This window comes from Oleiphilus sp. HI0086, from assembly GCF_001635225.1.
In genome coordinates this window covers 1-15410 of record NZ_LWFZ01001391.1, presented here as the reverse complement: position 1 = coordinate 15410, position 15410 = coordinate 1, and the positions used below count along the sequence as shown (strand labels likewise).

The 15410-nt window shown below is 44.8% G+C and carries 12 protein-coding genes; 6 read left to right on the top strand and 6 right to left on the bottom strand.

Features of this window, described 5'->3' with window-relative positions; all coding sequences use genetic code 11:
* Positions 1 to 101: 101 nt before the first annotated feature.
* Both A3756_RS23760 and A3756_RS23755 read left to right on the top strand, forming a co-directional pair.
* Positions 102 to 1376 carry an OapA family protein gene (locus A3756_RS23760; protein ID WP_197481506.1) on the top strand — a complete coding sequence of 425 codons (1275 nt, stop codon included), beginning with the start codon at positions 102 to 104 and terminating at the stop codon, positions 1374 to 1376.
* 20 nt (positions 1377 to 1396) lie between these two features.
* Positions 1397 to 2506: an anhydro-N-acetylmuramic acid kinase gene (locus tag A3756_RS23755; RefSeq protein ID WP_068554863.1), complete on the top strand. Its 1110-nt coding sequence runs from the start codon at positions 1397 to 1399 to the stop codon at positions 2504 to 2506.
* Here A3756_RS23755 and A3756_RS23750 read toward each other — a convergent pair.
* Complete coding sequence (locus A3756_RS23750; RefSeq protein ID WP_082865470.1) at positions 2494 to 4146, bottom strand: NAD(P)/FAD-dependent oxidoreductase; 1653 nt, start codon at positions 4144 to 4146, stop codon at positions 2494 to 2496. The genes A3756_RS23755 and A3756_RS23750 overlap by 13 nt on opposite strands.
* A gap of 162 nt (positions 4147 to 4308) precedes the next feature.
* On the opposite strand from A3756_RS23750, the gene A3756_RS23745 reads away from it, so the two are divergent.
* Together A3756_RS23745 and A3756_RS23740 are read left to right on the top strand one after the other, a co-directional pair.
* The gene (locus A3756_RS23745; protein ID WP_068513060.1) at positions 4309 to 4842 is read left to right on the top strand and encodes a PadR family transcriptional regulator; all 534 of its coding nucleotides are present in this window, start codon (positions 4309 to 4311) and stop codon (positions 4840 to 4842) included.
* A gap of 91 nt (positions 4843 to 4933) precedes the next feature.
* Positions 4934 to 6748: a DEAD/DEAH box helicase gene (locus A3756_RS23740; RefSeq protein WP_068554860.1), complete on the top strand. Its 1815-nt coding sequence runs from the start codon at positions 4934 to 4936 to the stop codon at positions 6746 to 6748.
* 92 nt (positions 6749 to 6840) lie between these two features.
* On the opposite strand, the gene A3756_RS23735 is transcribed toward A3756_RS23740, so the two are convergent.
* Entirely contained in the window at positions 6841 to 7254 is a 414-nt protein-coding gene (locus A3756_RS23735; RefSeq protein ID WP_231872168.1) for a cytochrome c5 family protein, read from the bottom strand.
* 426 nt (positions 7255 to 7680) lie between these two features.
* On the opposite strand from A3756_RS23735, the gene A3756_RS23730 reads away from it, so the two are divergent.
* Positions 7681 to 7890, top strand: coding sequence for a cold-shock protein (locus tag A3756_RS23730; protein ID WP_068511735.1), 210 nt, complete (start codon positions 7681 to 7683; stop codon positions 7888 to 7890).
* 94 nt (positions 7891 to 7984) lie between these two features.
* On the opposite strand, the gene A3756_RS23725 is transcribed toward A3756_RS23730, so the two are convergent.
* The 3 genes from A3756_RS23725 to aceE form a co-directional block, all read right to left on the bottom strand.
* A complete protein-coding gene (locus A3756_RS23725; protein ID WP_068554858.1) occupies positions 7985 to 9406 on the bottom strand; it encodes a hypothetical protein in 1422 nt (473 codons plus the stop codon).
* 87 nt (positions 9407 to 9493) lie between these two features.
* Entirely contained in the window at positions 9494 to 11086 is a 1593-nt protein-coding gene (gene aceF, locus A3756_RS23720; protein WP_231872189.1) for a dihydrolipoyllysine-residue acetyltransferase, read from the bottom strand.
* Positions 11087 to 11096: 10 nt separating this feature from the next.
* Positions 11097 to 13757: a pyruvate dehydrogenase (acetyl-transferring), homodimeric type gene (gene aceE, locus A3756_RS23715; RefSeq protein ID WP_068554856.1), complete on the bottom strand. Its 2661-nt coding sequence runs from the start codon at positions 13755 to 13757 to the stop codon at positions 11097 to 11099.
* A 298-nt stretch (positions 13758 to 14055) separates the two neighbouring features.
* Here aceE and A3756_RS23710 point away from each other — a divergent pair, with 298 nt between their 5' ends.
* Entirely contained in the window at positions 14056 to 14691 is a 636-nt protein-coding gene (locus tag A3756_RS23710; RefSeq protein WP_068750064.1) for a hypothetical protein, read from the top strand.
* A gap of 8 nt (positions 14692 to 14699) precedes the next feature.
* On the opposite strand, the gene A3756_RS23705 is transcribed toward A3756_RS23710, so the two are convergent.
* The gene (locus tag A3756_RS23705; RefSeq protein WP_068554852.1) at positions 14700 to 15281 is read right to left on the bottom strand and encodes a TetR/AcrR family transcriptional regulator; all 582 of its coding nucleotides are present in this window, start codon (positions 15279 to 15281) and stop codon (positions 14700 to 14702) included.
* Between the last annotated feature and the right edge of the window lie 129 nt (positions 15282 to 15410).

Here is a 15410-nt window from a genome sequence, read left to right as displayed (position 1 = left end):
ACTCACTTTATTGAGTAAAGCAATTAATTAAAGCAGGCCAGACGTTGATTCACGCCTTTCCAAAAAAGCACATGATAGCCGCCAGCCTCACCGGCGCGGTAATGACACTTGTACTTGCACTGAGCCCTAGCAGCAAAGTCAATGCAACCAGAACGTCCATCGAGATTGATCTAGATAACCAGGTTTTGTCTAGCAGCGAGAGCGTTAAAGCATTAAACACGCAAGAGCCCAGCCAGCAGCCCCTGATTGCCAGCCCAACGCCTAAAGTCGAAAACTGGCAGAGTTTTGATATCAAATCAGGCAATACATTATCAACACTGTTTGCTAAAGCCGGGTACAACGATAAAATCATGTACTCCGTTATACACTCGTCGAAAGCTGCAAAGCAGATTGCCAACATTTACCCTGGCGAAAAGATCGCCTTTCTTAACGATGAGAACGAGCAACTTTCCCAAATCAAACTGGTTCGCTCCCCCCTTAAGTCAATTGTATTTAAACGGGATGAAAACAATTCTTTCACTAAAGAAGTTGTTACTCGCACCCCGGATGTTCATATCGCCTACGGTGAGGGAACTATAGAAAGCTCATTATTCCTTGCAGGGCAAAAGGCCGGGCTCTCACAGTCGCAAATTATGGAGCTAGCCAATATTTTCGGCTGGGATATCGACTTCATTTTAGATATCCGCTCCGGCGACAAGTTCAACCTAATCTATGAAGAGTTATACCTAGACGGAGAAAAGTACAAAAACGGCAGAATTTTAGCGGCCAACTTCCACAACCGTGAACGAGAACTTTCTGCCGTCCTCTATGAACAAGAAAACGGCATTAGTAATTACTTTACTCCTGACGGAAAAAGCATGCGGAAGGCCTTTATCAGAACGCCTGTCGACTTCGCTCGCATCTCCTCACGCTTCAACCTGCGTCGCAAGCACCCTATTCTACATAAAATCAGAGCGCACAAAGGCACTGACTACGCCGCGGCGACCGGCACGCCAATCAAAGCTACTGGTGACGGCAAGGTTATTCATGCAGCCAGAAAAGGTGGTTACGGTAAAACTGTCATCATCCAACACGGACAAAGCATCACCACTCTTTATGCTCACATGAATGGCTACGCACGCGGCATCCGCTCGGGCAAGCGCGTTAAGCAAGGCCAAATCATTGGCTATGTCGGTAGCACAGGACGTTCAACAGGGCCCCATCTTCATTATGAATTTAGAGTTAACGGTGTCCACAAAAACTCTCTAAAGGTGAAACTGCCACACGCGAGCCCTATCCCTAAAAAGGAGCTTGCTCGCTTTAAGAAAGCAACACACTCATACCTGGCACAGCTCGAGACCTTTTCAGAAAGTTATCAAGTCGCCTCTAATCAGTAAGTACAGATAGAGTCCCTGATATGGCAGACAAACTATATATAGGCGTCATGTCTGGCACCAGCATGGACGGAATCGATACCGTCCTTGCCTCAATATCTGAAAACAAAACCACCAGTATTGAATCATTTAGCGCACCATTTTCAAGCTCGCTTAAGTCGAAACTTCAGTCATTGTCACTACCAGGCGACAATGAGATAGACCGCCTTGGCGAAGCCAGTGTCGAGCTAGGTGAAGCTATTGCGGAAACCGTGAACGATTTACTCAAGAAAGCCAACAAGAATAGTAGCGATGTTTGCGCCATCGGTTGTCACGGACAAACAATCAGACACCGCCCTGAGTCAAGCAAACCCTTTTCACTCCAGATAGGCGACCCAAGTACAATCGCCCACATCACTAATATCACGACGATTACCGATTTCAGAATGGCAGATATGGCCGCGAAGGGGCAAGGCGCACCATTAGTCCCCGCATTTCACCAAGCAGTATTTGGCGACTCAAACGAAACGAGAATCGTTGCCAATATTGGCGGTATCGCGAACATTTCAGTGCTCTCAAAAACAAAGAACAAGCTATCCGGCTACGACACAGGCCCCGGAAATATGCTTATGGACCTATGGATTCAAAGCTGCTTAAAGAAAGCGTACGATCATAATGGCGACTGGGCGAGCACAGGGTCTGTTATCGAAGATTTATTACAGGATTTTCTCGACGAGCCCTATTTCAAACAAACAGCACCCAAAAGCACCGGTAAAGAACTGTTTAACTCAGCATGGATAGCCAATAAGATTGCAAACAGCACATTCCAAAGCGAAGATATTCAGCGCACGCTACTCGAGCTAACGGCCAGCACAATTAGTAACAGCATCATCACCAGCACTAATGGTGATGGCTGCGACATCTTCGTCTGCGGCGGCGGCATCAATAATCAACTACTAATGACTCGCCTCCAAAACCTGCTTCCAAGCTATCGCTTAAGTTCAACCCTCGACCTGGGAATAGACCCGCAATTGGTTGAGGCCAGCGCTTTCGCCTGGTTAGCAAGACAAACACTGAACAACCTGCCAGGCAATGCCTGCTCCGTTACGGGAGCAAGCAAGAGCAAAATATTAGGTGGAATTTACCCCGCTTGAAGCGATTCCTTCGAAGCCTCTTCCGTATTTTGTTCTGGCTGCCACTTCTTTATTAACCCCATAACCTTGTAGCCTTTTACCCCCATCATTGCGCTAGCAGTCATCACACCTGCCATCAATGCGCCACCAACACCCGCAGTCACTACATCAGCACCGGTAAGGTAGAAGTTTTTAATCGGCGTTACCGGATGCAACCACGCCTGTTCAAAGCGCTCTACGCTATGGTCAATACCATAAATCTCGCCTTCTTCATTCCATTGAAACCATTGAGTCGAAAGCGGCGTCGAAAGCTCAACATAATCAAGAGCATCTTTTAATTGTGGCATTTGCTCGTAAAGCATATTCATCAATTTTTCAGTAAGCTTCACCTTAAGCGCTTCGTACTCTTCCCCGCGCTTATTCCAGGTCGACCCTTCCCATTCCGCAAACCACTCTGGCTTACAGGGTGCTACAATCTCTGCCGTAGACTTTCCAGGATAGCGTTCATTCCAGCTTGGATCTTTTGCTGAAGGAAAAGAAATATAGGTAAGCGGCAGTTCTGCTTCCAAGCTCTCATTGAACTTACTTACATTGTCATCATGATCACTCGTCGGGTATATCCAGAAGTTTTTCTTAGGTATCCCTAATTCTTTTGCCGTACCTTTAAAGCCCGCGTAAATACATATATGCGACGAGGAAATCTCCACTCTTTCTAACAACTTATTCAGTTTATGCTTTTTGATAGCCGACTCTGGCAGCAATTTATTCACCGTGGGATATAAACCAGCGCAACTTACCACTGCATCAGCCGTAATTTCCTGACCTTTCTTCAGCCTTACGCCATAAGCTTTATTGTTTTTGATGAGAATTTCATCCACACCAGCATAGGTAAAGACATTTCCTCCTGAACGCTGAATCACTGGAATAATTGTCTCTGCAATTTTTGCTGCCCCCCCAACCGGGTAACTACCGCCATTCAAGTAATGCTTCGCAACCATCGCATGCATCATGAATGATGCTTTCTTAGGAGGTAAACCATAATCCCCCCACTGAGCGGTTAAGACGCCGATAAGTTCTTCGTTATCAGTAAGCTCTTTCAGCACCTCGTAAGTTGTTTTATAGAAATAATCCGGAAGAAATTTATGGCGAAAGCGGTTATAGAGCAAACCTGCCATTCTGGGCATTGCCTGTCCGGCAAAGAATTTTGGCACAAGAGAGCTTACCTTATATAGAAGCTCCACATACTTATCGATAGCTTCAGTCTCTGATGGAAAATTCTTCTTCATCTCGTCTTTGAAAGCATCTTTTCCCGCTAGGTAGTTATACTCTTTACCGCCTATAATCACTTGATCGAAAAGCGGGTCCATCTCTTCCCATTTGAGCTGACCATCTGTGATCACATCAAACAAACGGCGTAGCACCGTCCAAGGCTTATGAACCTCACCAATATAATGAACACCAACATCCCACTCATAACCATTGCGCTCATAGGCGTGCGTGTAGCCACCTGCGGTATAGTGCTGTTCTAGCACACAAACCTTCTTTCCCAACTTTGAGAGTAAGGCCGCATTTGCCAGGCCACCTATTCCGGAACCAACAACAATCACATCATAATGATCATCTGCTTTGTTTTTTCTATATCGAGTTCCAGTTCGCACCATTATTTCTCTCCACTGCATCAATCAGTCAAAAACACAAAAAACCAAGCTCACGACAAGCTCATTATTTTTACATATTACCCCGCAAACAAATTATTATGCAACTTCTTGCATATTGAAAAATAATATATACTAGCCAATGTCTATTCAATTTAGAGCTGAGCCATGTCCTTAAAACACGCAATTCTCGTATTATTAGAAACCGAACCAGGCAGCGGTTATGACCTATTAAAACAATTTAAAGAAGGACTAGGGTATTTTTGGAATGCAAGCCACCAGCAAATTTATCAGCAACTAAAAGTTCTTTTAGAGCAGGATTTTATCTCCTGCAACAATATAAAACAGACTGATAAACCCGATAAAAAGGTTTACGACATCACAGCAAAAGGCGTTGAAGAGCTCAAGCAATGGCTATCGGCGCAGGTAAAACCGAATAAAACCAATGATGCCCTCTTGGTAAAGGTTTTTGGCGGCCACCTTATCGATCAAAACAACTTGTTAGAGGAAATTGAAGCGCATCAAGCGCTACACCAAAAGACATTACAAAGCCTTCTATCGATAGAGCAGAGCTACTTAAGCCTGCCCCCAGAGAAGCAAGCCAACTATAAACTTCCCTACCTTACACTAAGGCGCGGAATCATTGGCGAACAAGCCTGGTTAAGCTGGGCAGAGGAAGCCTTAGAGTCGATCAAAAAATAATCAAAGCTTTTTTTCTCAAATCTGCGTATAATTGCCGCCCTTTTATTCTGTCCTCGCGTCAGAACCATTTTATCGATAGGCATTCCTAACTATGACAGACTCCACGCCTCAATTTGAGCAACTTGGTCTCCCCGAAAATATCTTAAAAGCCGTAAAGGAACTTGGATACGAAACCCCTTCTCCAATCCAAGCTCAAGCAATACCCACACTTCTTAGCGGCAAAGACATTTTGGGTCAAGCTCAAACCGGCACCGGAAAGACTGCAGCATTTGCCCTCCCTTTACTTGCAAATATCGACGCAAACAAGTCTGAAACGCAAGTATTGGTGTTAGCCCCTACACGCGAGCTAGCGATTCAGGTTGCTGAAGCATGTCAAAGTTATGCGAAACACATGAAGAACTTCCATGTTCTTCCTATTTACGGCGGCCAAAGCTATAGCAACCAGTTACGCCAGCTCAAGCGCGGCGCACAAGTGGTGGTTGGCACTCCGGGACGCGTCATGGATCACATGCGACGCGGGACGCTGAAACTCAACACCCTAAAAACCTTAGTACTTGATGAAGCAGATGAAATGCTACGCATGGGCTTTATTGATGATGTTGAATGGGTATTGGAACACACACCCGAGGATCGGCAAATCGCCCTATTCTCTGCGACCATGCCTCGCGAGATTAAGAAAGTAGCCCAGAACCACCTCACAGACCCAGAGATCATTAAAATCGCTGATAAAACAGCGACGGCAAAAACCATCAACCAGCGTTATATGATGACCTCCGGCATCGATAAGCTAGAAGCTTTGACTCGCGTTTTGGAGATGGAAACCTACGATGGTGTCATTATTTTCGTACGTACTAAAATTGCCACCGAAGAGCTTGCGTCAAAACTTAACGCTCGCGGTTATTCGGCGGCGGCTCTAAACGGCGATATAGCACAAGCGGCCCGAGAGAAAACAGTAGACCGCCTAAAGAAAGGTGGCATCGATATCCTTATCGGAACTGACGTTGTCGCGCGAGGTCTGGATGTCGAACGCATCAGTCACGTCATCAACTATGACGTTCCTTACGATACTGAAGCCTACGTTCACCGAATTGGCCGAACAGGCCGCGCCGGTCGTTCAGGTGATGCAATACTTTTCATCACACCACGTGAAAAGCGCATGCTTCGCTCTATTGAGAAGGCAACGAGCCAAGCTATTACACGAATGGATGTGCCGACAGCGAATGTCATTAATCAGATTCGCGTAGACCAGTTCAAGAAAAACATCCTGGAGCTACTTGAGTCTAACGACACCAGCTTTTTCCAAGAGATCATCGAAACGCTCATTGAAGAAAGTCATGCAGACCCGATCAAAATTGCTGCTGCACTCGCTCATATCAATAATGGTAATCGTCCCTTCTTGCTTGATCCGAATAGCGATAGAAAGATCAACAAACCCGAGCGAGAAAGGGAACCAAGGGAACCAAGAGAAAGAGATAGCCGAGGCGGTATGGATAAGTTGAAAGCCGCTCCTCGCCCACTAAGGGATCATCCAGATGTTAAACTGGTTCGCTACCGCTTGGACGTAGGCTATAAAGATAATGTCAAACCTGGCAATATCGTCGGCGCTATCGCAAACACTGCTGATTTAGATAGCGAATACATCGGACAAATTGAGATATACAACAACTTCAGTACGGTAGACTTACCTGACGGCATGCCTAAGTCGGTTTTATCTTTACTTAAAGCAGCTCGTGTCGCGAACAAGCCAATCAATCTGCGTAACTTCTCTATGAATGAAGTTGACGAAGGCTCTTTAAGGCCTAGCCCTAATAAGCGAAACACTAAGCCTCGCTCAAATCGACGTAGCGGAAGCAAGCCAGACCGTAAAGGAAAGGCTAATCGAAGCCGTGATAGAGATAGAAGCTAAGTAAATTGCAGACACAAAAAAACCGGACTTAGAGAAATCTAGTCCGGTTTTTTTGTGTCTAACAGCAGTTCTAGTTATTGCTAATTAATAACTTACTTACTGTTTTCAAGAATATAGTTAACTGTCGCAGCAATCTCGTCATCAGAGCAAGACATACATGTACCTTTAGGAGGCATCGCGTTTACACCAGAAATAGCATTAGCGATCAAAGCATCCACACCTTTTGCAGAACGATCAGCCCAAGTCGCTGCATCACCAAATTTCGGAGCGCCCATCGCACCAGTACCGTGACATGCTGCACATGAAGTGTCATAGATTTCTTTTGCGCTTTTAGGCCCTGACGCTACGGCTGCAGCAGCTGTACCACAGTCATCACCTTCAACACATACTTTACCGACCGGCTTCAATCGATCACGAATAGAGTCTTCATCCATTGCTGCATTAACAGAGAACACGACTGCCATAGTCATTACAGTTGATAGCAACACTTTGATTAGCTTATTCACTTAACACCTCATCTCTCATTTAATATTTATAGTGCACCTACTCTCATTTGATATTTATAGTACACCTATAATGTTGGCAGCATTATAGGGCATATTACAAACAACACAACCGTAGATATCTTCGAAAAAGCCCGGAAAAGTCGTTCTAAGGCAGCCAAATAAACCTATCTCACACCTTATTCCTAGATTAGGTCATATTTGTTAATTTTTTCTGCATTGTTCTTTGTTCAAAGCCCAATCCTTGACTACACTTGAACTTGAGTTTGAAAATATTCGCAAGAGCTGGTTTCTGTCCCAAGTTATAAAAAGGATGAAGAGCCCTTCAAATAGGTAATTCAAACAGCAATATGAGCCTCTCAGGTAACCCCTATAAAGTTATTACAGAGTACTCATTGAATAGTAAATTAAAATGGAAAAGGTTAGATAATGTCAGAAACACTTTCAGGAACCGTTAAATGGTTCAATGAATCAAAAGGCTTTGGTTTTATTCAGCGTGAGAATGGACCAGACTTGTTTGTTCACTTCAGCAATATTCAAGGCGACGGTTTTAAAACTTTGGCAGAAGGCCAAGCAGTTACATTTACAGAAGGCTCTGGCCAGAAGGGCCCTCAGGCTGAAAATGTAAACCCTGCATAGTAAGAATTCCTCATTCAACCCCGTTCCGGGGTTGAATTTTTCCTCTCTCACAAGCCTCACACTCAGTCAGCTAAACTCCTCAAATAAGCGACCTCTAGCGAAACCAACGTTTACCATTTCGAAAAGCTCTATTCAATTCAAACAGTCCACGATTGAAGTGCACTCGACACTTTTGTAACAGCGTATACTCTATGATTCGACGCTGATATAGGTGCAGGCTGACATGCCCCCAAACTACCCACCAGCGAACCGGATTCATTCCTTTACCTGACTTACCCGTGTCTTTATTCAAAAGCATTACATTCAATTGAACATCTGGCTTTTTAGGGTGATCGAGCACTAGACCAGTACCTTTAAAGCCCATTTTCTTGTATCGATAGACCCAATCATCGAGACTCGAAACCATTACGTACTTCTTACCCGCCGACAAGCCTTCACGGTACATATTTTCAAACACACCATGCAGAACGTCGGTGTCCTGATAGTACTTTTCAATACATATCGCGGTAATTTCCATAAGCTCTTCATATTGAGGCAGCTTTGCAAAAAGGCTCTTTGGTAATAACTGGTCAAGCTCAAATGGCTTCTCACCTCGCTCACCAAATACCAGCAAAGCACTACCGATTACGCGCTCATTATGAAAAGCAATCAATATCCGACCATAAGCATCCTGCTGCATAGCAAAGCGTGCAATAGGGTCATCTTTGTTACACATCCCCATACTCGCGTATGACTTGCGACGCAATTTCAAGACGGCTTCGTACTCCGCCTGAGTTTCAACAAAACGATACTGAACCAGCTCTTGAATATGCTGGGCATTCATACCCGCTCGACTAATGTCTCGCGGCGTCTTCTGTGCAAAATGGAAGCAATGCTGAGCCAGCTCGTCTTCTGCCAAATACGAAAGTGAGGGCGTTTCAATAAAGCATCTAATTTTATTCTGATCCGTTAACGAAACGTTGGACACCTTACCGACGACATTCTGAAGCTCTTGAATCGAACCCAAGCTATACTTCAGCTCCATACCTTCAAACAAGGTAAACTCTGTGTGAATCCCGCTTGCATAGAAGCCATTGCGAGACAAACTCTCCACCTCAAAATAGGCGTTTTGTTTGTAGACAAAAGGGTGAACCATTTGTCCTTTTAGGCTTTGTTCGGCACTTAAGTGGATAGGATGGAAACGGTCGTGCTTACTGCTCTGTTCGTGCTCAATGACCGCCGCAATTTTTACCTGCCCCTGCCTGATGGGCTGCCGGTCTATAATAAGCCCTTTAATCAGGTACTCGTGGTGTATCAAGGGGCTTACTAATACTTCTATTTTCCCTCCCACTTTCAGAACATCAGCATGCTCTTTTGAAACCGAGATAGCAAAGCCCAAACTTGAGAAGTCTGTGAGGGAAACCGAGAGGCTTTTATGCTCCAGACGAATCATCGCCTGGAAACCGTGCTTCCCGCTTAAAGATTGCCGAGCGATACGTCTATCTTCTCGGCTTATGAACTGGGTCTTAAATTCCATTATGGAAGTTACTCTAATTAATTGACAGCCTACAGCTATTTATTGAATTTATTATTTAATGACTGCCCGCATTCTGTACAATTTTTCCTACAATAACAACTCTCGCAAGTCACCTAGCACCTGTGACAATAAAGTTGTGAAACGCGCAGCATCGGCTCCGTTAACTGCTCGATGATCATAAGATAAAGACAGTGGCAACATTAAGCGTGGTTTGAAGGCTTCACCGCCATCCCAAACCGGTTTCATTTGCGCTTTCGATACCCCTAAGATCGCCACTTCCGGTGTATTTACAATTGGTGTAAAGGCGGTACCGCCCACACCACCTAAACTAGAAATAGTAAAACATGCCCCCTGCATATCCGCTGGCGACAACTTTCTGTCTTTCGCTTTGGCTGCCAAAGACTGGCATTCCTGGGCAATATCCCAAAGGCTTTTTTGGTCGACATTGCGAATAACCGGAACAACCAAGCCAGCAGGCGTATCTACTGCCAAGCCGATGTGTATATATTTCTTACGTACAATTTTCTCGTTTTTTATATCGAGTGAAACATTGAACTGCGGTAGCTGCTGCAAAGCATAAGCGCACGCTTTTATAATGAAGGCTACCGGTGTCAGCTTTACGCCGCGACTCTCAGCCTGTGCTTTGTGGCCTTTTCGAAAAGCCTCAAGGTCTGTAATGTCCGCCTCATCAAACTGCGTAACATGCGGAACCGTTAGCCAACTGGCCTGCATATTCTTAGCAGTAAGGCGCTGAAGTTTATCCATCTGCTGGATTTCAACTTCTCCAAATATTGAGAAGTCAGGCAAAGCAATTTCAGGAAGACCTAGCCCCCCTTGGTTACCACTTTGCGCAGCCTGGACCTGAGACTTTATATATTTCCTTAAGTCCTCTTTCAGAATTCTACTTCGAGGCCCGGAACCCTTTACTCGAGACAACTCAACTCCATGCTCTCTCGCAAATTTACGAACTGCAGGACCTGCATGAACCTTGCTTCCTGAAATCTGAGGCAGCACCGCAGGCGCATCATCCTCACTTACGATTGTCTCTTCCCGGGCATCAGTGTCATGCTCAGGTTTGGGCTTATTTTCATTGCTAGGCTTGCTGATTTCTTCGTTAGCATTCGCTGCTGATGAACCACCTTCAACCTTGAGCTCTGCAATAATATCACCTTTGGAAACCTTGTCTCCAACTTTGATATTAAGCGTTTGCAAAATACCCGACTCAGAGCAAGGTATCTCCATGGTTGCTTTATCAGACTCCAGCACAATCATCGCCTGATCACACTCTAAGGCATCACCTACTTCAACCAAGACCTCAATGACTTCAACCGATTCACTTCCGCCTAAATCCGGTACAGCTACCTGAACAAGCTCACTTTGCGGTGTTTCGCCCGGACTCTTCTCTTCCGAAGCTGATTCCTCAAGCTGAGCGTTCCCCTCAGAGGGTTCCATCACCAGTACCAAGGAACCTTCACTGACTTTGTCTCCTACTGTCAAAGAAACTGATTCAACCTTCCCCGCACATGGACTGGGTACCTCAACGGTCGCCTTATCCGATTCCAATACAATAAGTGAGCTGTCGACCTCAATTTCATCACCAGGAGATACACAGACCTCTACAACCTCTACTTCGCCCTCAACTCCGACATTGGGGACTTTGACTTCTATCGAATTCATCATCGTCTCCTGGTTATCGTTGAGTTGGACTTAGACAATTTCGGTCAATACCGAATTTGCGCATCGCATCTAGCACTACCTTCGCTTCAACCTTCCCTTCTTCAGAAAGTGCACTCAAAGCCGCCACCACGACATAGTGTCGATCAATTTCAAAAAACTGTCTTAATTTCTGCCGAGTATCACTCCGGCCAAAACCATCAGTCCCCAGAACCGTATAGCGCTTCGGTAAGTATGCTCGAATCTGCTCGCCATAAAGGCGGATATAGTCAGTCGATGCCACCACTGGTCCTTCACGTTCACCCAAGCAAGTTTCGACATAGCTTACTTTTTTCTTTTTATCCGGGTTCAACATATTCCAACGAACGGTCTTCATGCCATCTCGCGCCAATTCATTAAAACTAGTGACACTCCAAATATCACTTGCGATGTTATATTCATCACGCAAGATTTCGGCAGCAACTCTAACTTCATTTAATATGGCACCACTACCCATTAACTGAACGCTGAGTTTCTTTCCTCGCCCCTTAGGTTTAAGGGTATCGAATAAGTACATCCCTCTCAGGATTCCCTCTTCGGAGTCTTTGACCAAAGCAGGCTGTTTATAGTTTTCATTCATAATACTCAAATAGTAATAAACGTCTTCATTCTCCTGATACATACGACGTAAACCATCTTGAATAATCACCGCTAATTCACAGGCATAGGCGGGGTCATAAGCGATACAGTTCGGTATCGTTCCTGCCATAATATGACTATGTCCATCTTGATGCTGCAGCCCTTCTCCGTTGAGCGTTGTTCGACCTGCAGTTCCACCAACAAGAAAGCCGCGAGAACGCATATCGCCCGCCGCCCACGCTAAGTCCCCAACACGTTGAAACCCAAACATTGAGTAGTAAATATAGAACGGTATGAGCGGGTAATCATGAGTGCTATATGAGGTTGCGCAGGCCATCCATGCAGCCATTGCACCCGCTTCATTAATCCCCTCTTCCAGAATCTGTCCACCTTGATCTTCACGATAGTACATCACCTGATCACTATCATTCGGCACGTATTTTTGACCTTCAGAGGTATAGATGCCAAGTTGACGAAACATTCCCTCCATACCAAAGGTTCTCGCTTCATCCGGCACGATTGGCACGACGCGCTTACCGATACGCTTGTCCTTAGTTAAGGACGAAAGCATTCTAACAAAGGCCATGGTAGTTGAGATTTCTCTCTCACCACTGCCCTCTAGTTGATTCTTGAAAAAACTCAAGTCAGGCGTCACCAAAGGCTGACTCTGGGCACGCCGTTTTGGATAGAATCCACCTAGTTCCTCTCGGCGTTTTTTCATATAGACAGCTTCAGGGCTGTCTGCTGATGGCTGATAGTAAGGGATTGATTCTATATCGTCATCGCTGACAGGCACCCCAAACCGGTCACGGAATGCCTTAAGTGTTTCGACATCAAGTTTCTTCAGCGAGTGAGTACTGTTTGTTCCTTCACCAACCTTACCAAAGCCATAACCTTTGATCGTGTGCGCCAGAATAACGGTCGGCTGACCTTTATGATTAACCGCCTTATGATACGCAGCATAAACCTTGTAAGGATCATGCCCGCCACGATTAAGTTGCTCAATATCCCGATCACTCAATTGCTCAGCTAACTTGGCAAGCTCCGGATAGCGACCAAAGAAGTGCTTCCTCGTATAAGCCGCACCATTTGACTTAAAGTTTTGCATCTCGCCATCAACCACTTCATCCATCGCGCGCTGCATCGAGCCATCAGTATCTTGATCAAACAGAGGGTCCCACATCCGTCCCCAAATAACCTTGATAACATTCCACCCTGCGCCGCGGAATACCCCTTCAAGTTCTTGAATAATTTTACCGTTTCCTCTAACAGGCCCATCCAACCTTTGAAGGTTACAGTTCACGACAAATATCAGGTTATCGAGTTTTTCTCGCCCTGCTAGAGCTATGGAGCCAAGCGTCTCAGGCTCATCTGTCTCGCCATCGCCTACAAAGCACCAGACTTTTCGATTGCTTTTATCAGTAAGCTCTCGACTATGTAAGTACTTCATCACATGCGCTTGATAGATGGCTTGTAAGGGCCCTAAGCCCATAGATACCGTTGGGAACTGCCAATAATCAGGCATTAACCAGGGGTGAGGATATGATGGCAAACCATTTCCATCTACTTCATTTCGATAATTATCCATTTGCTCTCTAGAAAGCCGCCCCTCGATAAAGGAACGAGCATAGATACCTGGCGAAGTATGCCCTTGAATATATATAAGATCCGCTTCGCGCTTATCATTTCCCGCGTGAAAGAAGTGATTAAAGCCAACATCGTAAAGTGTCGCACTCGAAGAAAACGAGGATATATGTCCACCTAGTTCCCCCGGCCGTTTATTTGCCCTGAGTACCATCGCCATTGCATTCCAGCGAATAAGAGAGCGAATCCTACGTTCCATAAACAAATCGCCGGGCATCCGAGCTTCTTGGTCAGTAGGAATTGAGTTGCAATACGGCGTCGTCACTGAATATGGTAACTCACCACCTAACTTGCGAGCCTTCTCAGATAGTAAAGCAAGCAAATACTCCGCTCGCTCCATACCTTCATTATCGATTACAGACTGAATAGCTTCTAACCATTCCGAGGTTTCAATTGGATCAGAATCATCCAACATAGAGCACTCCTTAGGACACTAAATATTATTATTCTCTAAGAAAGCCAATCCTGGCACGCGAATCACCGCCAAAAATAAGCCGTCTTTACACATGACTCTAAGTTTAGACCCTCATTAGCAATAGCGTTAATTGAGTTTAGTAAAATAAACAACAAGCATAACGTGAATAATATTCACATTATTAAATGTACATATAGGACTTAAAACTGTATTATTTGTAACCAGCCGCAATTGATCTGCAGCGATATGTTCGAATGGAATATTTTTTTAGCTTTACTATGTTGTGTGTCTTGTTGAAATGAAAGCTCCGCTTATTCTTAGTATTTCTCTGCCCTTAATGTTGATAGCAAGTAAGTCACTTGCTTCGCAGCCAATTAATTCTCAAGAAAAGAGCACTATTGCCACTTATCAATCTTTGGCAATGAGCGAGTCAGACATGGACGACGTCTCTGCCATTGCCGGCATCTCTGTTTTGGACATATACGGCTCGCCTGCTGCAGGCTTAACCGTCGATAGCGAAGATGACGAAGCAACGAACTCTAACGGGAAAAATTCATACAATGAAGCAGAAGATACACAAGATTTTGCATCCCACGAGCTGAAGAAAATTGAAGACGGTGGACTGGCTACCACTCAAGCTAGTAATGATATAGCTTCGCCAACTGAAACATTAACTATTGAAGATAATTCAGTTGTCAGCGGTGCCGCACAAAGCTTTACCACCACCAGTGAAATAAATTATAAACCGAAGAATTTTCAGCATGAAATGAAGCAACTAAGTGGTGACTCAATTTCTATTTCACGTAACCTTCATGTAGACCTACTAAAAATAGAAAATCTTAGTGGCGATCATTATGACGAAAGCCGCTCCGCGGGCAGTATTTACCTATCCGACTGGACTTCTCGAGGTAACACAATCCTAACGCCTCGTTAGAAACCACCTTACCAGGCAGCGACCGTATTTCTTAGTATTTGCATCTGCCCTTCAATCTGCGCTTTAGAGTTAACAGCTCTGCGCCAGACAATCATCCCTTGAAGCTGGCAGAGCACAAATGCAGTCATATCCTCACTTCTCATTGTAGCTGGCTGCTCTCTTTGTATTTCATTTATTGCATTAAAAATAGCATCACGAAGATCATCGACCAGCAGCTTTAGAACCGACCTCACATCGGCGTCTTTTGAAATCTGGCTTAAGCCAGTATTCTGCATCATACATCCTAACGAACCCGCTTCAGACTGAAGCTGCTCCAAAAGCAAAACAAAATAATCATCTAAACGCTGCCTTGCAGGCTTATCACTCTTAAGCGGCGCTAACAAATAAGCTAGAACAGTCTTCCTATAATGCATTAAGACCTTTATGAATATTTCTTTCTTATCACCAAAGGTATTGTAGACACTAAAGCGGTTAATCCCAAGCTCATCTACCAAGTCTTGCATAGACGTTGCTTCATAACCCTTAAGCCAGAAAAGCTTCATTGCTTTATGCAACACTCTATCCGCATCAAATGCTAACTTACGACCCATATGCCTTTCTCAATGAATGTACTAATAAAAACTAATTATAGATTATTCTTGACCGGTCGTTTAGAAAAAAATACCATTCTAAACGATCAGTTAGAAAAATTACTAAATCCCGACCAATAACGAATAAGG

Coding starts and splice junctions, on each gene's coding strand:
- A3756_RS23760 (WP_197481506.1), top strand. CDS start 102: ATGACACTTGTACTTGCACTGAGCCCTAGCAGCAAAGTCAATGCAACC.
- A3756_RS23755 (WP_068554863.1), top strand. CDS start 1,397: ATGGCAGACAAACTATATATAGGCGTCATGTCTGGCACCAGCATGGAC.
- A3756_RS23750 (WP_082865470.1), bottom strand. CDS start 4,146: ATGGTGCGAACTGGAACTCGATATAGAAAAAACAAAGCAGATGATCAT.
- A3756_RS23745 (WP_068513060.1), top strand. CDS start 4,309: ATGTCCTTAAAACACGCAATTCTCGTATTATTAGAAACCGAACCAGGC.
- A3756_RS23740 (WP_068554860.1), top strand. CDS start 4,934: ATGACAGACTCCACGCCTCAATTTGAGCAACTTGGTCTCCCCGAAAAT.
- A3756_RS23730 (WP_068511735.1), top strand. CDS start 7,681: ATGTCAGAAACACTTTCAGGAACCGTTAAATGGTTCAATGAATCAAAA.
- A3756_RS23725 (WP_068554858.1), bottom strand. CDS start 9,406: ATGGAATTTAAGACCCAGTTCATAAGCCGAGAAGATAGACGTATCGCT.
- aceF (WP_231872189.1), bottom strand. CDS start 11,086: ATGATGAATTCGATAGAAGTCAAAGTCCCCAATGTCGGAGTTGAGGGC.
- aceE (WP_068554856.1), bottom strand. CDS start 13,757: ATGTTGGATGATTCTGATCCAATTGAAACCTCGGAATGGTTAGAAGCT.
- A3756_RS23710 (WP_068750064.1), top strand. CDS start 14,056: ATGAAAGCTCCGCTTATTCTTAGTATTTCTCTGCCCTTAATGTTGATA.
- A3756_RS23705 (WP_068554852.1), bottom strand. CDS start 15,281: ATGGGTCGTAAGTTAGCATTTGATGCGGATAGAGTGTTGCATAAAGCA.